18 protein-coding genes are annotated in these 20,305 nt (G+C 71.8%); 4 read left to right on the forward strand and 14 right to left on the reverse strand.

All coding sequences use genetic code 11. The features are described 5' to 3' along the window. Positions 1-71 precede the first annotated feature (71 nt). On the reverse strand, positions 72-1,745 hold the full coding sequence (locus tag ACO4JP_RS00580; protein WP_425955465.1) for an FAD-dependent oxidoreductase: 1,674 nt from the start codon (positions 1,743-1,745) through the stop codon (positions 72-74). A 378-nt stretch (positions 1,746-2,123) separates the two neighbouring features. On the opposite strand from ACO4JP_RS00580, the gene ACO4JP_RS00585 reads away from it, so the two are divergent. Together ACO4JP_RS00585 and ACO4JP_RS00590 are read left to right on the forward strand one after the other, a co-directional pair. Continuing rightward, positions 2,124-3,035: a LysR family transcriptional regulator gene (locus ACO4JP_RS00585; RefSeq protein ID WP_425955466.1), complete on the forward strand. Its 912-nt coding sequence runs from the start codon at positions 2,124-2,126 to the stop codon at positions 3,033-3,035. A gap of 28 nt (positions 3,036-3,063) precedes the next feature. Beyond that, entirely contained in the window at positions 3,064-3,573 is a 510-nt protein-coding gene (locus ACO4JP_RS00590) for an O-acetyl-ADP-ribose deacetylase (RefSeq protein WP_425955467.1), read from the forward strand. 359 nt (positions 3,574-3,932) lie between these two features. On the opposite strand, the gene ACO4JP_RS00595 is transcribed toward ACO4JP_RS00590, so the two are convergent. From ACO4JP_RS00595 to ACO4JP_RS00615, 5 genes are all read right to left on the reverse strand, one after another. After that, the gene (locus ACO4JP_RS00595; RefSeq protein ID WP_425955468.1) at positions 3,933-4,829 is read right to left on the reverse strand and encodes a carbohydrate ABC transporter permease; all 897 of its coding nucleotides are present in this window, start codon (positions 4,827-4,829) and stop codon (positions 3,933-3,935) included. Further along, complete coding sequence (locus ACO4JP_RS00600; RefSeq protein WP_425955469.1) at positions 4,829-5,800, reverse strand: carbohydrate ABC transporter permease; 972 nt, start codon at positions 5,798-5,800, stop codon at positions 4,829-4,831. The genes ACO4JP_RS00595 and ACO4JP_RS00600 overlap by 1 nt, the downstream gene beginning before the upstream one ends. 1 nt (position 5,801) lies before the next feature. Beyond that, positions 5,802-7,190: an ABC transporter substrate-binding protein gene (locus tag ACO4JP_RS00605; RefSeq protein ID WP_425955470.1), complete on the reverse strand. Its 1,389-nt coding sequence runs from the start codon at positions 7,188-7,190 to the stop codon at positions 5,802-5,804. Then, positions 7,187-8,902 carry a glycoside hydrolase family 13 protein gene (locus tag ACO4JP_RS00610; RefSeq protein ID WP_425955471.1) on the reverse strand — a complete coding sequence of 572 codons (1,716 nt, stop codon included), beginning with the start codon at positions 8,900-8,902 and terminating at the stop codon, positions 7,187-7,189. Before ACO4JP_RS00610 ends, ACO4JP_RS00605 begins: the two co-directional genes overlap by 4 nt. 67 nt (positions 8,903-8,969) lie before the next feature. Beyond that, positions 8,970-9,995 (reverse strand): LacI family DNA-binding transcriptional regulator, encoded by a 1,026-nt coding sequence (locus ACO4JP_RS00615; RefSeq protein WP_425955472.1) that lies wholly within the window; start codon positions 9,993-9,995, stop codon positions 8,970-8,972. A 173-nt stretch (positions 9,996-10,168) separates the two neighbouring features. Between ACO4JP_RS00615 and ACO4JP_RS00620 the strand changes: the two genes are divergently transcribed. Then, positions 10,169-10,534, forward strand: a complete 366-nt coding sequence (locus tag ACO4JP_RS00620; RefSeq protein ID WP_425955473.1) for a PspC domain-containing protein — start codon at positions 10,169-10,171, stop codon at positions 10,532-10,534. A 9-nt stretch (positions 10,535-10,543) separates the two neighbouring features. Continuing rightward, positions 10,544-11,443 (forward strand): aminoglycoside phosphotransferase family protein, encoded by a 900-nt coding sequence (locus tag ACO4JP_RS00625; protein WP_425955474.1) that lies wholly within the window; start codon positions 10,544-10,546, stop codon positions 11,441-11,443. Between the two features lie 27 nt (positions 11,444-11,470). Here ACO4JP_RS00625 and kduI read toward each other — a convergent pair whose 3' ends face one another. From kduI to ACO4JP_RS00665, 8 genes are all read right to left on the reverse strand, one after another. Next, positions 11,471-12,310: a 5-dehydro-4-deoxy-D-glucuronate isomerase gene (kduI, locus tag ACO4JP_RS00630; RefSeq protein ID WP_425955475.1), complete on the reverse strand. Its 840-nt coding sequence runs from the start codon at positions 12,308-12,310 to the stop codon at positions 11,471-11,473. 21 nt (positions 12,311-12,331) lie between these two features. Next, positions 12,332-13,096 (reverse strand): 2-dehydro-3-deoxy-D-gluconate 5-dehydrogenase KduD, encoded by a 765-nt coding sequence (gene kduD, locus ACO4JP_RS00635; protein ID WP_425955476.1) that lies wholly within the window; start codon positions 13,094-13,096, stop codon positions 12,332-12,334. A 31-nt stretch (positions 13,097-13,127) separates the two neighbouring features. Further along, a complete protein-coding gene (locus tag ACO4JP_RS00640) occupies positions 13,128-14,345 on the reverse strand; it encodes a glycoside hydrolase family 88 protein (protein WP_425955477.1) in 1,218 nt (405 codons plus the stop codon). Continuing rightward, complete coding sequence (locus tag ACO4JP_RS00645; RefSeq protein ID WP_425955478.1) at positions 14,342-15,070, reverse strand: ferredoxin-NADPH reductase; 729 nt, start codon at positions 15,068-15,070, stop codon at positions 14,342-14,344. The genes ACO4JP_RS00640 and ACO4JP_RS00645 overlap by 4 nt, the downstream gene beginning before the upstream one ends. After that, entirely contained in the window at positions 15,067-15,891 is an 825-nt protein-coding gene (locus tag ACO4JP_RS00650) for a carbohydrate ABC transporter permease (RefSeq protein WP_425955479.1), read from the reverse strand. The genes ACO4JP_RS00645 and ACO4JP_RS00650 overlap by 4 nt, the downstream gene beginning before the upstream one ends. Continuing rightward, the gene (locus tag ACO4JP_RS00655) at positions 15,891-16,844 is read right to left on the reverse strand and encodes a carbohydrate ABC transporter permease (RefSeq protein ID WP_425955480.1); all 954 of its coding nucleotides are present in this window, start codon (positions 16,842-16,844) and stop codon (positions 15,891-15,893) included. Before ACO4JP_RS00655 ends, ACO4JP_RS00650 begins: the two co-directional genes overlap by 1 nt. Positions 16,845-16,923: 79 nt before the next feature. Then, entirely contained in the window at positions 16,924-18,249 is a 1,326-nt protein-coding gene (locus ACO4JP_RS00660; protein WP_425955481.1) for an ABC transporter substrate-binding protein, read from the reverse strand. Next, the gene (locus ACO4JP_RS00665; protein WP_425955482.1) at positions 18,246-20,276 is read right to left on the reverse strand and encodes a DUF2264 domain-containing protein; all 2,031 of its coding nucleotides are present in this window, start codon (positions 20,274-20,276) and stop codon (positions 18,246-18,248) included. Before ACO4JP_RS00665 ends, ACO4JP_RS00660 begins: the two co-directional genes overlap by 4 nt. Positions 20,277-20,305 lie beyond the last annotated feature (29 nt).

Below are 20,305 nucleotides of genomic sequence, written 5' to 3' on the forward strand. Positions count from 1 at the left end.
CCTGGGGTTTGCTGACGGTGGGGTGGTGCCCGGCCGCCCTGGACGGACGGCCAGGCACCTGGGGGCGAGGATCAGACGGTGGCCAGGGCCTTCTCGTGAAGCGCCTGCACGGCGTAACGCGCGGCCCAGAAGGCGCCGTGCTGCCACGCGGAGACCTCGGACATCCAGTCGCCGGCGAAGAACACGTTGTCCGCGCCCGCCTGGAGCTTCTGGAAGTACTCGGAGTTCTGGTTCGGGTAGGCCCAGGAACCCTCGATGTAGGGCACCTTGTGCCAGGCGACCGAGAACGACTGCTCCAGCTCCGTGGCGTACTTCTCGCCGTGGATCTTCACGCCCTGCGCGACGGCGCGGGCCTGACGGTCCTGCGGAGCCAGCGCCCCGTAGGTGCTGGCAGCGGTGCCGGTGTTGTAGTAGCCGACGATCAGGCCCTTCTGCTGGCCGTAGCCGTAGGACGGGTACCAGATGTGCTGGAGGTCCATGTCGGTCTCGGTGATGCCGCCGTAGATGTTGTGGTCGGTCTCCCACCAGCGCGACTTGTACTGCAGGCCGATCTTGCCCGCGGCCGAGCCCTTGGCGAACTCGCCGAGGCCGGTGTCGATGTCCGTTCCCCAGTTGCTGGTGAAGCCCCGCGCGATGTGCGCCGGTGAGGCGACGACGGCGAAGTCCGCGGTGAGCTGGTAGCTCTTGGAGTACTTGTCCTTGTAGGTGACCTTGACGCCGTCGGAGGTGTTCTCCACTCCGGTGACCGGAGAGTTGAAGAACACGTTCTGCTGGCCGATGGCGCGCACGAAGTACTGGTAGGTCGTGTCCATTCCGCCGACGGGCTGGAACATGAGCATGGCCTGCTCCCAGTTGTGCTCGAACTGGAAGTAGTTGCCGAACCGGCTCGCCAGGGTCTCCGACATGGTCGGGCGGGTCGGCGGGAGCTCGGTCTCCGCGAAGTTCCACGCCGTCGGGTACTCGGAGTAGCCGCGGTTGGAGTGGGTGGGGGCGTCCCAGTACACGCCGTTGCGCAGCGAGCCGACGGAGCTGAGGAAGGACTTGAGGTTGACCTTGTCCTCCTCCGTCAGCTTCGAGTCGAGGGCGCCCTGGTCCGTGGCGTAGGTGAGCAGCTCGCCCACCGTTCCGTAGAAGTCCGCCTTCGCCGTGCGGTACTTGGTCGGGTTGCCCGGGGTCGATCCGCGGTTCTCGTTGTAGAGGTAGGCCTCGGCGTTGGCGTTGGTCATGACCTGGTACGGGACGCCGAGCTCCTTGTAGTAGTCCATCGTGACCATCCACTGAGCGATACGGCCGGCGCCGCAGTTCATGTAGATGCCGTCGTCCCAGTTGGCGACCTGGGTGACGCCGTCGATGTCCGTCTCCTTGTCCCCCGGGCGCACGGTGAGCGTGCGGCCACCAGGGCGGTGGCGGGCCTCGAGCACCGTGACCTTGTACCCGGCCTTCTGCAGCTCGTAGGCCGAACAGAGGCCGGCGGGGCCCGCGCCGATGACGATGACGTGCTTCTGGTTCTCCTTGCCCTTGGCGTAGAAGTCACCCCTGGTCGGTGGGCGCCACCGCCAGTCCTGCTTGTGCGCCAGGCCACCCGGACCGTTGCTGTTCGCGGACGCGGTCGGCGCCAGGCCGATCGCGCCCATGGCACCCAGCATCACCCCGGCGGAGGAACCGATGCCGACGGCCTGCAGGAAGCTGCGGCGGGAGACGCCGCTGGTGGCCTTCTCGTCCAGGAGATCGAACTTCTCAGTCATTGCCCTACCTTTCGGTGACGGGTCTGACGAGCTGAAGGCCCTGCGCTCTCACAGGGCCGCTGTCAGCACACCGGGAAAAGTAGGAACCACAGATCACGCGGGGGATTCGGGGATATTGCCGTCTTGTGTCATCACAAACACCACTAGATGTGACCGTTCTTGGTTATCAATCGCTGCCAGGTGTCGCGTTCCACGCCGTCCGGGCAGTTCGTCAGCCGGCGTGTAACGGCCACGTTGCGCCACGGCTACCGGTCTGTTAACTCTTGCCGGGACGTCTCGTCTGGTGGATCTCTCCCTTGACCGGCCCGAATGTCACCCGTGAACCTTTTATCGGTTCTGCGCCACTTGCGAGACCTGGATCGACCGGGAGGTCATCTGATGGAGCTGCGCCACATCCGGTACTTCGCGGGCCTCGCCCGCACCCTGCACTTCAGCCGCGCGGCCCAGCAGCTCCACCTGACACAGCCCGCGCTGTCCCAGGCGATCCGCCAGCTCGAGTCCGAGGTGGGCGCCAAGCTGCTCGACCGCACCACCCGGCAGGTGACCCTCACCCCGGCCGGGCAGCGCCTCGCCCGCGACGCCACGCACATCCTCGCGGCCGTCGAGGAGTCCGAGGCGGCCGTGCGCCGGATCGCCGCCGGCGGTGCCGACGTGCTGCGGCTCGGGCTCACCCACTGCGCCGGGCAGGCGCTTCTGCCGGGCATCGCGAAGGCGCTGCGCGTGGCCCTGCCCGACGCCGCGCTCAAGGTCCGCCCCGGCCTGCTGTCCGCCGAGATCACCGCCGAGCTCAGCGAGGGCCGCCTGGACCTCGGCATCGTGCGCGGCGCGGTGACCGCGACCGACCTCGCGAGCGCACCGGCCCACGCCGACGAGCTGCTCCTCGCACTGCCGGAGGGCCATCCGCTCGCAAGGGCCGAGGCCATCACACTCGGGGACCTGCGCACCGAGGCGTTCGTCCTCCCCGGCCCGGGATCGGCCCTCGATCCGGTCATCCGGCGCATGTGCGCTCGTGCCGGCTTCACCCCGATCGAAGGAGCCACAACCGACCACGCATCAGTGGCGCTGGCCCTCGTCGCCGCGGGCCTCGGCGTGACCTTCCTGCCGGCGGTGCTCGCCACGGCATCGCACCCAGGCGTCGTGTTCCGCACCGTGCCGGGAGCCGAGAGCACCACGCTGTCCCTCGTCTGGCGGCGCGAGAGCCTTGCTCCACTGGTGCGGGCCGCACTGGACGCACTTGTCGGGCACGGCGCCTTCCGCCCCGCCCTGGTCGCGCAGGCCCACGCCGCCTGAGGTTCCCTCCCCGCCGTAGGGTCGAAACGTGCGGATCACCACGGAGCTCGGCGACATCACACGCGTCGACGTCGACGCGATCGTCAACGCAGCCAACTCCTCGCTGCTCGGCGGCGGCGGGGTCGACGGCGCGATCCACGCCGCGGCAGGGCCGCGGCTGCTGGACGCCTGCCGGAAGCTCCGTCGCAACGGGCTCCCCGTCGGCGACGCCGTCGCGACACCCGCCTTCGAGCTGCCCGCCCGGTGGGTCATCCACACGGTCGGCCCGAACCGGACCCGCGGCCAGACCGACCCGGCGCTGCTCGCCTCGTGCTTCACCCGCTCGCTCGACGTCGCCGCCGAGCTCGGCGCCCGCACCGTCGCCTTCCCCGCGGTGGGCGCGGGCGCCTACGGCTGGTCGCCCGACGACGCCGCGGCCGCCGCCGTGGGTGCGGTCCGTGCGTGGCCCGGCGACGGCGTCGAGCACGTGCGGTTCGTGCTCTTCGGCGAGCGCCTGCTCACGGCGTTCGACACGGCGCTCGGTGACAACGCGCCGTAAGCGCTGACGGGAAGCGCATAGGCTGGCGCATCCCGGCGGGAGGGCCGCGCAAGCGCGGAATTCCCTCCACCCGCACCCGGCGGCCTCGTAGCCTCGGGACCATCGCGGCCATCGCAGCCATCGCAGCCATCGCGGGCGACTTGTCAGGGGCGCAGGGATCCCTGGCGCGACCTGGGCCTGACAACGCCCAGCCCCCGGATGGCTTGTCAGGGGCACCGGGGTCCCCGGCCCGCCCTGGGGCTGACAACGCGCTTCATGGACCCCCCGTCGACGTCCCCGTCGCCGCCCGCGGGTTCCCTGCTACGCGACGCGCTGGCCCGAGTTCGCGGCGGCGTCGTCGCGCAGGCTCGCGGCCGTCCTCAGCCCTTGACCGCCCCGCCCAGCCCGGCACCGCTGAGGAACAGTCGCTGGAACAGCAGGAACATCGCGACCGGGATGAGGGTCGCGATCGCCAGCGACGCCAGGAACACGCCCAGGTCCGTGGTGCCCGCGATGGAGGGCAGGCGCACCGACAGCGGCTGGATGGACGGGTCCTTGAGCACGAGCAGCGGCCAGAGGAAGTCCTTCCAGCTTGCGATCACGGCGAACACCGAGACGACGCCGAGGATCGGCTTCGACATCGGCAGCACCACGGACCAGAACAGCCGGTAGGGCCCGGCCCCGTCCACGCGCGCGGCCTCGAACACCTCGCGCGGCAGCGAGTCGAAGAAGCGCCGCACCAGCAGCACGCTGAAGGCCGACGCCCCGGCTGGCAGCCACACCGCCCAGAAGCTGTTGATGAGGGAGACCCGCAGCAGCGGCGGGTGGAGGATCGTCAGGTAGAGCGGCACCAGCAGCACCACGGCGGGGATGAACAAGGTCGCGAGCAGGAGCGCCTCGACCAGCTTCCCGTACGCGGGGCGGAGCACGGACAGCACGAAGCCACCCGTCGTCGCCACGAGGAGCTGAGAGGCCCACGATCCCGCCGCGAGCCACACCGTGTTGAGGAAGAAGTGCGAGACCTGGACGTCGTTCCAGGCCTTGTCGAGGTTCGACCACGCGATGCCGTGCGGGAAGACGTCCATGGGCGTCCGCAGGATGTCCTGCGTCGGCGTGACCGCGAACTTCGCGAGCAGGAGCAGCGGCCCCAGCCCGACGACGACCAGCAGCGCCAGCAGCAGCAGCTGCACGCCGCCGAGCCCCCCGCGCACGCCGGGCCGGCGCCAGTCGGAGGTCGAGACCGCGGTGCGGTCGGCGGTCTGCACGGGTGCGGCCATCACTGGCTCCAGCCCTTGGTGAGGCGGAAGTACAGCGCCGAGAACAGGGCCAGCACCACGGCGAGCATCAGGCTCAGCGCCGTCGCAGCGCCGTAGTTGCCGCCCAGGGAGTTCTGGAACGCGTACCGGTAGATGAGCAGCAGCACGGTGAGCGTGGCGTTGGCCGGGCCGCCCCCGGTGAACAGGTACGGCTCGAGGAACACCTGGGCCGTGGCGATGATCTGCAGGATCAGCGTGATGAACAGGACGCCCCGCAGCTGCGGCATGGTCACGTGCCAGACCTTGCGCCAGACGCCGGCGCCGTCGACCTCGGCGGCGTCGTACAGCTCGGGCGGCACGGACACGAGCGCGGCGAGGTAGATGATGACGGTCCCGCCCGCGCCGGCCCAGGTCGCGGCGAGCACCAGCGACGGCATGGCCCACGTCTGGTCCTGCAGCCACGGGTACGGCCCGAGGCCCACCCACCCGAGGATCGTGTTGAAGACGCCGGTGGGCGAGGCGTTGTAGAACACCCGCCACAGCAGCACCGACACCACGGGCGGCACGACGACGGGGAGGTAGGCGAGCGCGGAGTACAGGCCCTTGGCGCGCCGCACCTCGCTCATGAGCACGGCGACGACCAGTGGCACCGGATACCCGAGGAGCAGCGCGAGCAGCGCGAACCACAGCGTGTTGCGCACCGCCGTCCCCAGCAGCGGGTCGTGGAGGACGAACGCGAAGTTGTCCCAGCCCACCCACGTCGGGGGTGCGACGAGGTTGGTGTGCTGGAAGCTCATGACGACCGACCGCACGATCGGGAACCAGGAGAACACCCCGAAGATCGCGAGCGTCGGCAGGAGGAACACGAGTTCGTGCAGCCCGCCGCGCCGGACCCACGCCACCACGGGGGTGGCGGGGGTCCGGCGCGGGCGGGTCGGGGCGGGCACGGGCGAGGCCCGCACCGACGTGCTGGTCACGGGTGTCTGGACCATGTCACTCCTGGTCGAGCAGCGCCTGCGCCTGAGTGTTCGCGTCGGTCAAGAGCTTCTCGACGTCGGCGTTCTTGTCGGTCAGCACGGCCTGGACCACGGGGTCCATCAGCGCATAGATCTCCTGCGTGCGGCGTGACGGCTCGCCGACGAGCGGGAGGTCGAACATGGAGTCCGTGTAGCTCGTCATGTGGTCGAGCGGCACGTTGACGTAGTCCTTGATCCACTCCTGGTTCTGCTCGTACTGCTCCTTGCTGAACATGGGCAGCACGGGCGTGCCGACGGGCTGGTTGTTGGCGACGAGCGTCTTCGCGTCGGCCACGGCACGGTCCTTGTCGACCAGCTTGGCCGTGTAGAAGAAGTCGATCCACTTGATCGCGGCGTCCTTCGCCGCCTCGGACGCGTTGGCCGGCACGGCGGCGAGGGTGCCGCCGGTGAGCACGCCGGCGTGGTCGCCCTCGAGCGGCAGCGCAGCGAGACCGTAGGTGGCGGGGTCGAGGCCGTTGGACTGGACCATCGAGGTGTAGACGTCGGAGCCCGACGTGTACATCGCGACCTGGCCCGCGGCGAACGCCTCGTTCATGGTGCCCCAGTCGAGCAGGTAGTTGGAGCCGAGCGAGTTGTCCTGCCACCGCATCTTCTTGAGCCACTGGAGCGCCTCGACCGTGGCCGGGTTGTCGAGCGTCGACGTCGCCTTGCCGTCCGAGCCGATCTCCTGGACGCGGCCGCCGCGGGCGTACGTCTGCACGGTCAGCTGCCAGCCGCCGGTGTTGTTCTGCGACATCTGCATATAGCCGGCCACCCCGGGGTTGGCGTCCGCGATCTTCTTCGCGTCCTCCGCCACCTGGTCCCACGTCGTCGGCGGCTTGTCGGGGTCGAGGCCCGCCGACTCGAAGAGCTTGCGGTTGTAGTGGAGGCCGATGCCGTAGACGTTCTTGGCCGGGATGGCGTAGACCTTGCCGTCCTCGCCGGTGCCGGCCTCGAGGATGGCGGGGTTGAACTTGTCGGCGTAGGCGAGCGTGTGGAACTGCTTGTCCATGTCGGCAAGCTGGCCGTTGGCGATGAGCGTCTTGGCGTCGGTGAAGGGGATCTCGAACACGTCGGGCAGCGTGCCGCCGGCGAGCTGGGCGGCGAACGTGGTCGCCTTCCACTCGTACTCCTCGGGCACGATGTCGATGTTGGGGTTCGCGGCCTCGAACTCCGTGACCTGCTGGTTGAACGCGTCGATGGCGGCCTGCTCCGACCCGGGCAGCAGCGACACGACACGCAGCGTGGTCTTGCCGCCGGAGCTCGCCGAGTCGCCCTGGTTGGAACCGCCCGACGAGCAGGCGGTCAGGCTGAGCGCCATGGCCCCGGCGAGGCCGAAGGCCGCAGCGCGGTAGGTGGACTTCATCGTCTCTCCTCGTGTGAACTCGGTCGTGCTGGTGGTCTCGGTCTCTCCAGGCGCAGCCAGACGGCGGTGTCCGACGGCGCAGCGCGGCCGTCGGTCAGCGGTCCGCTGGCGAGCAGCACCTCGCCGTCGGGCAGGGGTGCGGGCTGGGTGCCCAGGTTCACGACGCACGCGAAGCGTTCGCCGCGGTGGAAGGCGACGACGTCGTCGCCCTCGGTGCCGATCCAGGTGAGCCCGGCGTCGGCCAGCTCGGGGAGGTGGCGCCGCAGGCGCAGCACCTCGCGGTACAGGTGGAGCATCGAACCGGCGTCGGCCTCCTGGGCGTCGACGGCGTAGTCGGTCCAGGCGGCCGGCTGCGGCAGCCACGGGTCGGTGCCGCCGTCGGGCCCGAAGCCGTGCGACGAGCCCGTGCGCGTCCAGGGAAGGGGGACCCGGCAGCCGTCGCGGCCTGGGTCGACGCCGCCGGAGCGGAAGTGCATCGGGTCCTCGATGAGCTCCGGCGGCAGGTCCTCGACCTCCGGCAGGCCGAGCTCGTCGCCCTGGTAGACGTACATCGCGCCGGGCAGCGCGGCCACGAGCAGCGCGGCTGCGCGGGCGCGGCGGGTGCCGAGCGCCAGGTCGGTGGGGGTGCCGAAGCGCTTGCGCGTGAACGCGAAGCTCGAGTCGGCGCGGCCGTACCGCGTCACGGGCCGGGTCACGTCGTGGTTCGACAGCACCCAGGTGGGTGTGGCCCCGACCGGGCGGTGCGCGGCAAGGGTCATGGTGATCGACTCGCGCAGCGCAGCGGGCTCCCATGGCCGGGCCATAAAGTCGAAGTTGAACGCCGTGTGCATCTCGTCCGGGCGCAGGAACCGCGTGAACCGCTCGACGTCGGGCAGCCACACCTCGCCCACCAGGACGCGCGGGTCGTCGTACGAGTCGGCGATCGCACGCCAGGCTCGGTAGACGTCGTGGAGCTCGTCGCGGTCGACGTGCGGGTGGTCGCCCGGCCCGGGTCGCTGCGGGACCTCGGGGAGCGCGGGGTCCTTGAACAGCAGGGCCGCGGAGTCGATGCGGATGCCCGCGGCGCCGCGGTCGAACCAGAACCGCAGGATCTCCTCGTGCTCGCGGCGCACGTCCGGGTGGTCCCAGTTGAGGTCGGGCTGCGCCGGCGAGAACAGGTGCAGGTACCACTCCCCCGGCGTGCCGTCGGGGTCGGTGGTGCGGGTCCACGTCGAGCCCTGGAAGTCGGAGACCCACTGCGTGGGCATCTCCTCGCCGTGCTCGCCCTTGCCGGGGTGGAACCAGAACCGGTCGCGCTCCGGTGACCCCGGGCCGGCGGCTAGCGCTGCCCGGAACCAGGGGTGCTGCTCGGAGACGTGGTTGGGGACGACGTCGACGATCGTGCGGATGCCGCGGGCGAGCGCCTCGCGGATGAAGGCCTCGGCCTCCTCGAGGGTGCCGAACCGCGGGTCGATCGCGCGGTAGTCGGCGACGTCGTAGCCGCCGTCGGCCAGCGGGGAGAGGTACCAGGGGGTGAACCAGACGGCGTCGACGCCGAGCCGCTCGAGGTAAGGCAGGCGGGCGCGGGCTCCCGCGAGGTCACCCGTGCCGTCGCCGTTCCCGTCCGCGAAGCTGCGCGGGTAGATCTGGTAGATCACCGCGTGGCGCCACCACGCGGCCGGTTCGCGCGCACCGTCGTCGGTCGCTCGCCCGAGGGTCGACGTCGTCGTCATGCACGGAGCGTAAGCACTCGACATGGGCCGCGCAAGAAGTCGACACCTTCCGTGACCAAGTCTCCATCTATGACACGGCAGCGCGCCGCGCCGGCGCGACCGTCGTCGAGCCGCGCACGACGAGCTCCGGCTCGAAGAGCAGCTCCTCGTGCGGCACGTCCTCGCCGGCCACGAGCGCGGCCAGGAGGTCGACGGCGGCGCGGCCCATGGGCTCGATCGGCTGCCGGACCGTGGTCAGTGCGGGGTCGGTGAGGTTCATGAGCGCGGAGTCGTCGAAGCCCACCACCGACAGGTCGCGTGGGACGCTCAGGCCGGCCCGGCGTGCGGCCCGGACTGCACCCAGCGCCAGGGGGTCCGAGGCGCACACCACGGCCGTCACCCCGGCGTCGAGCAGGCGGTTCACGCTGGCCTGGCCGCTCTCGAGCGAGTACTGCGAGTGCACCACGAGCTCGTCGTCGAGCGGGGTCCCGCGGCGCTCGAACCACGCGCGCGCCGCAGCGAGCTTGCGCTCGGAGGGGACGTGGTCGACCGGGCCGAGCAGCAGGCCCACGCGCGTGTGGCCCAGCGACGCCAGGTGGCCGAGGGCGAGGTGGACGGCGACGAGGTCGTCGCAGGACACGCGCGGGAAGTCGAGCTCCTCGATCGCGCCGTTGATGAGGACGACCGGCAGGCCGCGGTCGCGCAGCAGGCGGTAGTGCGCGTGGTCCTTGCTGCGCTCCGCGTAGAAGCCGCCCGCGAAGATCACGCCCGACACCTGCTGGCCGAGCAGCAGGTCGACGTAGTCGGCCTCGGAGACGCCCCCGGCGCTGCGCGTGCACAGCACGGGCGTGTAGCCCTGCTGCGCGAGCGCGCCCCCCACCACCTCGGCGAACGCGGGGAAGATCGGGTTGACCAGCTCGGGCAGCACCAGGCCCACCAGGCGCCCGCGTTCACCGCGGAGCTTGACCGGGCGCTCGTACCCCAGCACGTCGAGCGCGGTCAGCACCGCCGCCCGCGTCGACTCCGACACCCCCGGCTTCCCGTTGAGCACGCGGCTCACGGTGGCCTCGCTGACACCGACCTTCTTCGCCACCTCGGCGAGACGCCTTGACATGGGCCTGACTCTAGCCTTGGTGCTGCAAAAACTGAGCAAGACTGCGCAAGTGGTTACGTGATGTGCGCCACGCCCTTGGCCCCGCTCTCGGGGTCCCGCCGGGGGCGAGATCAGGGACGGACCCGGGCGGCACCCGATGGCGAGGGGCTGGCGGCGTGCGGCACTCTCGAGTCATGAGCACGCAGACCCCGAACCCCAACGCCGGCCCGCAGGGCTACCCCGCCCCGCCCGCCAACCGTCCCTTCTACCGTCCCGCCGACGGCCGCATGCTCGGCGGCGTGTGCGCCGCCGTCGCCGACCGCTTCGGCTGGGAGCGCACCGTCGTCCGGCTCCTGACCGTCGCCTCGATCTTCCTGCCCGGCCCGCAGATCCTGGCCTACATCGCGCTGTGGATCCTCATCCCCAGCGAGGAGCGGTACTGGCAGCGCCAGGCCGCGGCCGCGCAGCAGCCGGTGCCGCCCCAGTACCCCACGCAGTACCCGACCCAGTACCCCACGCAGCCCCCGGCGGCAGGCGTGAGCGCGACGCCAGGCCCGTAGCCTGGCGCCGTGCCCGTCGAGATTCCCGCGGCGTACCGGGCGATGCCTCGGTGGTGGGCCGCGACGGCGCCCGACCGGGCGTGGCTCGCGGCCCTGCCGGCGACGGTCGACGCGTGGTGCGACCGCTGGTCCTTGGCTCTCGACGGCCCCGTCTCGCACGGGTCGCACGCCCTCGTGGTCCCCGTCCGCGCGGACGGGTCGGCGTCGGTGCTCCGGTTGAGCCCGCCGTCGCAGGACGTCGGCCCGCTCGCCGCGGCGCTGGCCTTCTGGCGGGAGCACGGCGCCGTCGAGCTGCTCCGCACCGACCGCACCGCGGGGGTGCTCCTCCTCGAGCGGCTCGGCCCGGCGACGCTCGCGCACGAGCCGCTCGGGCTGGCCGTCGGTGAGATCGGCCGGGTGGCGCGGCGCCTGGCCGTCCCGGTCCCGGCCGACGTCGCCGCCGGCCTGCCGCAGACGTCGGACGTGGTCCGCGAGCGCACGCCCGCGCTGCGCACCGCCTGGTCCCGGCTGGGCAGGCCGTTCCGCGAGCGGTTCCTCGCCGCCGCCGAGGCCGCCGCCGCCGCGATCCTCACGGGCCGGCGCGAGCTCGTCGCCGTCAACGGCGACCTCCACTACGCGCAGGTGCTGCGCGGGTCCGACGGCGGCTGGCGCGTCGTCGACCCGGTGCTCCTCGCCGGCGACGCCGAGCGCACCGCCGTCGACGTCCTGTGGCACCGCGTCGACGAGATGTCCGACGCCGAGATCCCGCGCTGGTTCGCCGCCCTCGTCGGTGCGGCGGCCCTCGACCCCGAGCTCGCGCCCGCGTGGGCCGTCTGGCGGGTCACGGACTACTGGCTCTGGGGGCTGGAGCACGGGCTGACCGAGGACCCGGCCCGCTGCCACCGCCTCGCGACGGCGCTCGGGGCCTGAGCCGGGCCTCGACCTGCCCGCGCCGGCTTAGCGCAGCGCCGTCGGCGGCACCGCGTCCATGTCGTCGAACGCCTGGTTCTCCCCCGCCATCGCCCACACGAACGAGTAGGCGGCCGTCCCCACGCCGGAGTGGATCGACCACGACGGAGAGACCACGGCCTGCCGGTCGGCGACCACCAGGTGCCGCGTCTCCTCCGGCTGCCCGCACAGGTGGATCACGCGCGCGTCGGCGGGCACGTCGAAGTACAGGTAGCACTCGGTGCGCCGGTCGTGCGTGTGGGCCGGCATGGTGTTCCACATCGAGCCCGCGTGCAGTGTCGTCACGCCCATGACGACCTGGCAGGACTGCACGCCCTTCTCGTGGATGTACTGCCGCAGGGTGCGCCGGTTCGACGTCTCCTGGTCGCCCAGCTCGCGAACCGTCGCCTCCTCGGGCAGCACGAGCGCCGTCGGGAACGTGGTGTGCGCCGGCGCGGAGAACAGGTAGAACTGGGCGCCGCCCTCGCCGTCGGACGCCGGGGCGTCGGCGAAGACGACGTCGCGTACCCCGCGGCCCAGGTAGAGGCATGCGCCCTTCGGGAGGGTGTGGACCGCGCCGTCGGCGCTGACCGTGCCCGTGCCGCCGACGTTGACGATGCCGACCTCGCGGTGCTCGAGGAAGTAGTCCGAGCGGATCTCCGCGAACGTCGGCAGCGGCAGCTCCTGGCCGGCGGGCATCGCCCCGCCGAGCACGATCCGGTCGTGGTGCGTGTAGGTCAGCGACACCTCGCCCGGGATGAACACGTCCTCGACGAGGAACCGTTCTCGCAGGTCCGACGTCGTCATACCCGGGACCTGGGCGGGGTGGGTCGCGTACCGCTGTTCCATCGGTTCTCCTTCTTCTTCGTGTCAGCGGACCAGCCAGCCGCCGTCGACCGGGATGATCGCGCCGTGGACGTAGTCCGACGCCGCGGACGCGAGGTACACGAACGCGCCGGCGACGTCGTCGGGCGTGCCCCAGCGGCCGGCCGGGATCCGGTCCGCGATCGACCTCTCGCGTGCCTCGTCCGCGCGGATCGGGGCGGTGTTGTCCGTGACCATGTACCCGGGCGCGACGGCGTTGACGTTCACGCCGCGGCCCGCCCACTCGTTGGCCAGCGCCTTGGTCAGCCCCGCGACCGCGTGCTTGGACGCCGCGTACCCGGGCACGGTGATGCCGCCCTGGAAGGACAGCATCGACGCGACGTTCACGATCTTCCCCGAGCCCTGGGCGAGCATGCGGCGCCCCGCGGCCTGCGACAGGTGGAAGACGGCATCGAGGTTGACCGCCAGCACCTCGTCCCAGGCGGCGGCCGGGTGCTCGGCGGCGGGTGCACGCCGAATCGTGCCGGCGTTGTTGACGAGCACGTCGAGCCGTCCGAGCGTCTCGACCACCTCGGTGACGGCCGACTCGAGCTCGGCGGGCGTCGCGGCGGCCAGGTCGCGCTGCACCGCGTGGACCCGCCGCCCGAGCGCCTCGACCCGTGCCGCCGTCCGGCTCGCGGGCGAGCGGTCGAGCAGCGCGATGTCGGCACCCGCCTCCGCGAGCGCCACCGCGATGCCCTGGCCGAGCCCGCGCGAGGTGCCGGTCACGAGGGCCACCTTCCCGTCGAGGCGGAACCGGTCGAGGATCATGCGCCGCCTCCGTGGGGCAGACAGGGGCGGGTCACCAGTACCGCGCCCAGTCGGGCCGGACGGTGCGCACCAGCGCCTCGAGGTAGAAGTAGTCGCCCCAGAGGCAGCCTTCGTCCACACCGTTGCCCTTGGGCGCGTCGTAGACCGCGTGCAGCAGCAGCGCGTCCGAGTCGACGCCCTCCGCGCCCGGCGTGCAGTGCTCGACGAGGCTCAGCAGCATCGCGTCTGCGGCGGCCGTGTACCGCGCGGCGCGATCCGCGTCGCCGACGGCGCCCGCGAGCTCGCGCAGCCCGCACACCGCGATCGCCGCGGCCGAGGAGTCGCGCGGCTCGGCCGACCCGTCGGTGTGGACGAGGTCCCAGTACGGCACCTGGTCGGCCGGCAGGTGGTCGAGGAAGTACGCGGCGCAGCGCTCGGCGGCGTCGAGCAGCTCGGGGTCGCCCGTGGCCAGGTGGTTGAGGGCGAACCCGTAGATGCCCCAGGCCTGACCCCGCGCCCAGCAGGAGTCGTCGAAGGCGCCCTGCTCGGTGGCGCCGCGCAGCGGCTCGCCGGTAACGGGGTCCCAGTAGAAGGTGTGGACCGTCGAGTCGTCGGGCCGCAGCATGTGCTCGCGCAGCTGGGCGGTGTGGCGGCGCACGGCGTCCGCGTATCGCGGGTCGCCGGTCTGCTCGCCGGCCCATGACAACAGCGGCATGTTCATGAGCGAGTCAATGATCGTCCGCCCCCGCTGCGCAGGGTCGGTCAGGTCGCCCCACGCCTGGACGATGCCGGCCGGCTCGAGCAGGCGCCCCATGAGGTGGTCGGCCGCGAGCAAGGCAGCGTCGCGTGCGGCTGCCGCGGCGGCGCGGTCCTCGTCGCTCGCAGCTCCCTCGGTGCCAGCGAGCAACCGCCAGGGGGCCACGCACGAGAGGGTGTAGAGGAACCCGAGGTCGTGTGTCTCGAGGTCGTCGCCCGCGCGCACCCGGCGGTCGAAGGATCGTGCGTGGCGCAGACCGTGGACGCGGAACTCGTCCTGGCCCGTCAGCTCCCATGCGAGCCAGTGCATGCCGGCCGGGAAGCTGGTGGTCCAGCCGCGGTTGGCCCCGGCGGCGTGGGTGGCGTCGGCGGGCCGCAGCGCGTAGCGATTGTCGCGCGTCGTGTCGTCGGGGTAGCTGTCGCCGAAGGCGCGCGCGCTGCTCAGCAGCGTGGCGAGCGCCTTCTCGACGGCAGGGCCCACGGCGGTGGCGAGCCCTTCGGCGGTGGTCGTCATGCGTTCTCCTCCAGCGGCCGCGCGGGCCGGACGTCGGGCATCGCCGTGCGCAGCGCGAACCGCGCGGCGCCCCAGGCGACGTAGAGCAGCGGGGCCGGCAGCAGCCCGAGCCCCAGGGCAGGCTTCACGGCGACGACCCCGCCGAGCAGTGCGAGCACGACCAGCGCCGCACCCGCCAGGTGCCAGCCGCGCACCGCGAGGAACAGGGCGGCCTTGAGCAGGTCGCGCAGCGGCGTGCCGGGCAGCTCGGCCACCGCCACGAGCGCGACGACGCCGGTCAGCGCCGCGAGCACGAGCACGACGGCGATCACCGGGGTCGCGACCGCCCCCACGGGGTGGCCGCCCACGACGCGCAGGTCGACGACGCCGACCACGGCGAGCGCCGTCAGGCCCGCGCCGATCACGAGCGCACGCCGCGCGTGCCGCCGGTACGCCCACCAGAACGTGCGGACGGGCGTCGGGGCGCCGTCGTCGGCCACGTGCGCGAACACCGCGAACGCGGCGACCAGCGCGGGTGCGGTGAGCGGCGCGAGCAGGGCGAGCGCGGGCCAGGAACGCGCAGGGTCGGTGGTCAGCAGCATGACGACGAGCGGCAGGCAGGTGACCAGGAGCAGCGCATCGACCACGAGCCCCGTCAGGAGCGTGCCGAACACCGTCGAGTACACCTGCGCCGAGACGGCCCGGCGGGGACGGGGCGGCGCCGCCGCCCCCGCGGCAGCGCTCACCCCTTCACCCCCGTCGTCGCGATGCCCTCGACGAAGTACCGCTGGCCGAGCAGGAAGATCACCGCGATGGGCAGCACCGACAGCACGGAGCCCGTCACGATGAGCGCGTACTCGGCGTTGTACTGGCTGACGAACGTCTTGAGGCCCAGCTGGATGGTCCAGTTCTGCGCGCTGCGCAGGTAGATGAGCGGGCCGAGGTAGTCGTTCCACGTGGTGACGAAGGTCAGCAGCGTCAGCGAGGCGATGGCGGGTACCGACAGCGGCATCATGATGCGTCGCCAGATGCCGTACTCCGAGAGCCCGTCGATGCGGGCCGCCTCGTTGAGCGTGTCGGGGATGGACTCGAAGTACTGCTTCATGAGGAACACGCCGAACGCGCCGAACGCCTGCAGCGCGATGATCGACCAGAGGGTGTCGTTGAGGTGGATCTTCGACATGAGCACGAACTGCGGGATCATGTACGACTGCCACGGCACCGCCATCGTGCCGATGTAGGCGAGAAACAGCACGTCGCGACCGGGGAACCGCATCCGGGCGAACCCGTAGGCCGCGAAGCTGCCGGTGAAGACCTGCAGCGCGGTCACGACCACGGCGAGCAGCAGCGTGTTGCGCAGCCACGTCGTCATGTCCGCCCGCTGCCAGATCTCGAGGTAGTTGTGCCAGACGACCGGGTCCGGCAGCCACTGCACCGGGACGGTGAACACGTCGTTGTTGTGCTTGAGCGACGAGACGACCATCCAGAAGAACGGCAGGAGCATCGCGACGGTGGCGACCGCGAGGGCGACGTAGCCCAGCACGCGTCCGGCGGAACGTGCGCGCATCAGGCGTCCCTCCGCTTGTCCCACAGGTACTGGAAGATCGTGATGACGATGCACAGGAGGAAGAGCACGACGGAGATCGCGGACGCATAGCCGAACTGGAACTCGCCGAAGCCCTTCTGGAAGATGTACTGGCTCAGCACGAGGGTCGACTGCCCCGGACCGCCGTTGGTCATGACGAGGATCAGGTCGAACACCTTGAACGAGCCGATGGTGAGCATCACCGTGACGAAGAACGTCGTGGGGCGCAGGCACGGGACGGTGACGTTCCAGAACCGCTGCCAGGCGCCGGCACCGTCGACGCGCGCGGCCTCGTAGAGCTCGGCCGGCACGGTCTGCAGCCCCGCCAGGAAGAGCAGCATGTAGTAGCCCATCTCGCGCCACGTGCCGACGATCAGTACGGCGGGCATCGACCAGTCCGCCGACGTCGTCCACCCCGGCGTCGGGTCCACGCCGAGGGCGCCGAGGAACTGGTTGATCGGGCCGTACTTGGGGCTGAACAGCATGTTCCACACCACCGCGATGGCCACGATCGACGTGATGTACGGAAAGAACGCCACCGTGCGGAAGAACGCGACGCCGCGCATCTTCCGGTTGAGCAGTAGGGCGAGGGCGAGCGCCGCGACCAGCGTCAGCGGGATGTGGACGACTGCGTAGTACAGCGTGTTGAGCAGGGCCTTGTGGAAGCTCTTGTCGTCCAGCAGTCGCGTGTAGTTGGCCAGCCCCACCCACGGGGCCTTGCCGAACACGTTCCAGCTGGTGAACGACATGTAGAAGAGCGTCAGCACGGGCACGAGCGTCAGCAGGGCGAACCCCACGAAGTTCGGCAGGATGAACGTCCAGCCGATGAACGTGTTGCGCCGCGCGAGCCGGCGGCCCGGGCGCGACCTGCGCGGGCCCGGCGCCAGGCGGCGGCCCGGCGCGCGCGTGCGGTCGTCGGTGACGACGGTGGCCATGGGGACTCCTCGGAGTTCGGGTGACGAGCGGGAGGTGCCGGGGAGGGGCCCGGGATTCAGGGCCCTCCCCGGCCTTCGGTCAGAGACCGACCTCGCTCTTGACCCGGTCCGTGGCCTCGGAGATCGCCTGGTCGATCGGCGTCGAGCCCGTCATCACCGCGGTGTGCAGGTCGTTGAGGACCGTCTGGATCCCCGCCGCCTTGTCCGACGTCGGGTTCTCCGGGTGCGTCTCGTGGGTGGTCCACGCGAAATTCGACAGGTCGTCGGTCGGGGCGCCCGCGACGCCGAAGTACGTCGCGGCCACGGCGTCGTTCGTCACGGCCGGGGTGATGCCGATCTTGGCGAGCGTCTGGCCGGCCTCCTCGGAGGCGGCGAAGGCGAGGAACTCCTTGGCCGCGGCCACCTTGGACTTGTCGATGCTGGCGTTGATCGCGAACGCCGTCGGGTCGCCGAACGTGACCGGCGTCTTGTCGAGCCCGGTCGTCGACGCGTCGAACTGCGGCGCCGGGGCGAAGCCCCACTTGAAGGTGTCGGCGTCGCCCGACTTCTGCTGCGAGATCAGCGTGGCGACGAACCAGCTGCCCATCGGCATCATCGCGGCCTGCTGCTTGCCGAACTGCGCCTGGTAGGTCAGCGTGTTCGTCGTGATGGTGCCGAGGTCCACCTGGGCGCCGTCGTCCTGCAGCTTCAGCACGCGCTCGTAGTACGGCTTCAGGTAGCCGTAGTCACCCGAGAGGATGCTCGCGCCGGGCGTCTGCGCGGTCGCGAAGCCCTGAAGCGTCGACTGCCAGGAGTGCTCGTAGGTGCCGAGCGCGGCGCTGCCCGCGCCCTTGAGGCCCGTGGTCAGGTCCTCGGCGGCCTTCGCGTAGTCGTCCCAGGTCCACGTGCCGTCCGGGTAGGCCACGCCGGCCTTGTCGAACAGGTCCTGGTTGTAGAAGAGCATCCAGGAGTCGCCGCGGTACGGGACGCCGTAGTACTTGTCGCCGATCTTGTAGGAGTCGACGCCGTTGACGTCGTCGGAGAGGCCTGCGACGACGTCGCTCACGTCCATGAGCTGGCCGCCCTGCTGGAACACCGAGACGTTCTTGACCTCCTTCTGCGTCACGATGTCGGGGGCGTTGCCCGCCGCGAGGTCGGCCGTGATGAGGGTGGTGTACTGCGCCGGGTCGTACTCCTTGAGCTCGATCGTGACGTCCGGGTTCTTTGCGTGGAACGCGTCCGCCAGGGTCTGGAACTCGGGCGTCGTGGCCAGGCTCCAGCCCGAGACGGAGAGGGTCACCGGGCCCGAGGCCTCGGTCGCGCCGTCGCCGCCGCCGGCGGCGGTGTCGCCGTTGCCGCTGCAGGCAGTCAGGGCCAGGGACGCGACGGCAGCCATGCCGATCGCGGCCGGGATCGTGCGCTTCATCGGTTGCTCTCCTTCGAGTCAGGGCTCGTCGTCGAGCCCTTGGTCGTGGCGCCGGCGTGTGCCGGCAGGTCGGTGCTGGTCTGGCGTCCGTCGGGCCAGGTCACGACGGCGGTCTCGTCCGCGAGCGCGAGCGTCGGCCGTGCCGGTCCGAGGGCGGCACCGAGTCCGACGGCGACCGCGACCCACTCCCCTGGCACGACGGCGGTCTCGACCCATGGGGCGCGGCTCGCGGCTCCGGGCGGGCACAGCGGGCTCACGTCGGTGCGCTCCTCGGTCCCGGAGGATCCGGTCGTCGCCGCGTCGGCCGGGGTGCCGGTGGCCAGTGGTGCGACGACGGAGTCGAGCCCGTCCCCGTCGACCACGGGCCACCCGCTCACGCGCAGCCGCACGCCGTCACGGGTGACGCCGTCGGCGAGCGCGTCGACGCGGGCGAGACGCACCTCCCAGGCGCCGCGGACGAGCGAGACGACGGTCAGCGTGCCCGCGTCCGTCGCAGCGCCGTGCCGGCCCGAGCCGTGGTGCACCTGCGCGTCATCGGGCGCGAGCCAGTGCGCGGTGGCGCGGGAGGCCGCGACGCCGACGGCGGCATCGGCCCCGACACCCTCGTCCACGCGTGTCGCCAGCAGCGTCATCCCGGTGCGGTGCGTCGCCTGCCCCGCGAGCTCCCCCGCCATGGCGACGAGCGCGACCGACCCCCCGGCCGGCGAGAGCCAGCTCGCGGCGTCGAGCCACGGGCTCGTCGCGGTCGAGTACCCGAGCCGCGCATAGAGCGGCGAGTCGCCCGTGCGGTCGCCCTCCCGGGCATGGTCGGTGCCGTGGTTGATCACGCGCACGACGCCGTCGGACCGGGTGCCCGCGACGATCCAGCCAGGTGCTCGCACGGCGCGCAGCACGTCACCGCGCTGCACCGGCAGGGGCTCGGCGGGAGCGGTCCACACGGGGTGGTCGGCCGGCAGCGCGAGGCCCAGGAGGCCCTTGCTCGCCCAGTACGGCGAGCCGGTGCCCGAGTAGTCCTGCGCGAGCGGCCGCCACTCGTGGTGCCACCCCGTGGAGAGCAGCCCGTCCGTACCGGGCACGCCCCGGTCGGTGAAGTGCCCGACGACGGAGGCCGCCGCGGTGCGCAGCAGTCCCGGCGAGACCGAGGGAACCTCGTCGACGGCACCCACCCAGTACGGGGCGGCGGCCGCGAAGCGGTAGATGAGGCTGCGGCCTTGCAGCAGGGGCGAGCCGTCCCCGCCGACCAGCGCGACGGCGTCCTCCAGGAAGCGGTCGAGGCGCGCGCGGTCGCCGGCCCGGCGGGGGGCTGCGAGCTCTTCGGCCCCGGCCATGCGCGCCCACAGCGCGGGGTAGAGGTGCATCGCCCAGCCGACGTAGTGGTCGTAGGCGCGCTCCTCGCCGTCGGAGAACCAGCCGTCGGTGCGGTAGCACGAGTCGTGGAAGGCGAGGTCGTCCGCGACGTCCTGCGCCGACCAGGGGCCGCCCACCGACTTGAGGAAGGTCTGGACGACGATCCGGAACCACACCCAGTTGTTGCGCGGGTAGGTGGTGTCGCCGATGCACTCGGCGAGGTAGGTGACCGTGCGCTCCTGGGTCACCGCGTCGAGGCGGTCCCAGATCCACGGGCGGGTGAGGTCGAGCACCAGGGCGAGCGACGCGGCCTCGACCTTGGCCTGGCCGTGCTCGCTCATGCGCACCCAGCGGTCGGGGGCGTCGGGGTCGACGCCGGCCGCGATGCCGCGGGCGTACCACTCGGCGAGGTTGTCCGGGTCGGCGCCGCGCTCGCCCGCGAGCCGGAAACCGCCGAGCAGGAAGGTGCGGGCGAAGCCCTCGAGCCCGTCGATCGCGCGGCCGTAGCCGCCCTCCGGGCCGGGCAGGGTGATCCGTCCGTGGCCGGGCGAGGCGTGGGGGCGGACGGCGGCGAGCATCCGGTCGGCGAGGGCCGCGAGGCGGGCCCGCGTGGCAGCGCCGTCGGCTGCCGGCTCCGGGTGTCCCGGAACGAGGTCAGGTGCCAGACCCTGGTGCGTCATCGCCGTCCTTCTCCGTCGAAGTGAACGGG

It is taken from the genome of Xylanimonas sp. McL0601 (assembly GCF_049852175.1).
GTDB lineage: Bacteria > Actinomycetota > Actinomycetes > Actinomycetales > Cellulomonadaceae > Xylanimonas.

Bases quoted from the DNA above. Each gene is read 5' to 3' on its own strand.
- ACO4JP_RS00585 (WP_425955466.1), top strand. From the start codon at position 2,124: ATGGAGCTGCGCCACATCCGGTACTTCGCGGGCCTCGCCCGCACCCTG.
- ACO4JP_RS00600 (WP_425955469.1), bottom strand. From the start codon at position 5,800: ATGGTCCAGACACCCGTGACCAGCACGTCGGTGCGGGCCTCGCCCGTG.
- kduI (WP_425955475.1), bottom strand. From the start codon at position 12,310: ATGGAACAGCGGTACGCGACCCACCCCGCCCAGGTCCCGGGTATGACG.
- ACO4JP_RS00665 (WP_425955482.1), bottom strand. From the start codon at position 20,276: ATGACGCACCAGGGTCTGGCACCTGACCTCGTTCCGGGACACCCGGAG.
- ACO4JP_RS00660 (WP_425955481.1), bottom strand. From the start codon at position 18,249: ATGAAGCGCACGATCCCGGCCGCGATCGGCATGGCTGCCGTCGCGTCC.
- ACO4JP_RS00610 (WP_425955471.1), bottom strand. From the start codon at position 8,902: ATGACGACGACGTCGACCCTCGGGCGAGCGACCGACGACGGTGCGCGC.
- ACO4JP_RS00580 (WP_425955465.1), bottom strand. From the start codon at position 1,745: ATGACTGAGAAGTTCGATCTCCTGGACGAGAAGGCCACCAGCGGCGTC.
- ACO4JP_RS00620 (WP_425955473.1), top strand. From the start codon at position 10,169: ATGAGCACGCAGACCCCGAACCCCAACGCCGGCCCGCAGGGCTACCCC.
- ACO4JP_RS00655 (WP_425955480.1), bottom strand. From the start codon at position 16,844: ATGGCCACCGTCGTCACCGACGACCGCACGCGCGCGCCGGGCCGCCGC.
- ACO4JP_RS00595 (WP_425955468.1), bottom strand. From the start codon at position 4,829: ATGGCCGCACCCGTGCAGACCGCCGACCGCACCGCGGTCTCGACCTCC.
- ACO4JP_RS00650 (WP_425955479.1), bottom strand. From the start codon at position 15,891: ATGCGCGCACGTTCCGCCGGACGCGTGCTGGGCTACGTCGCCCTCGCG.
- kduD (WP_425955476.1), bottom strand. From the start codon at position 13,096: ATGATCCTCGACCGGTTCCGCCTCGACGGGAAGGTGGCCCTCGTGACC.
- ACO4JP_RS00615 (WP_425955472.1), bottom strand. From the start codon at position 9,995: ATGTCAAGGCGTCTCGCCGAGGTGGCGAAGAAGGTCGGTGTCAGCGAG.
- ACO4JP_RS00640 (WP_425955477.1), bottom strand. From the start codon at position 14,345: ATGACGACCACCGCCGAAGGGCTCGCCACCGCCGTGGGCCCTGCCGTC.
- ACO4JP_RS00605 (WP_425955470.1), bottom strand. From the start codon at position 7,190: ATGAAGTCCACCTACCGCGCTGCGGCCTTCGGCCTCGCCGGGGCCATG.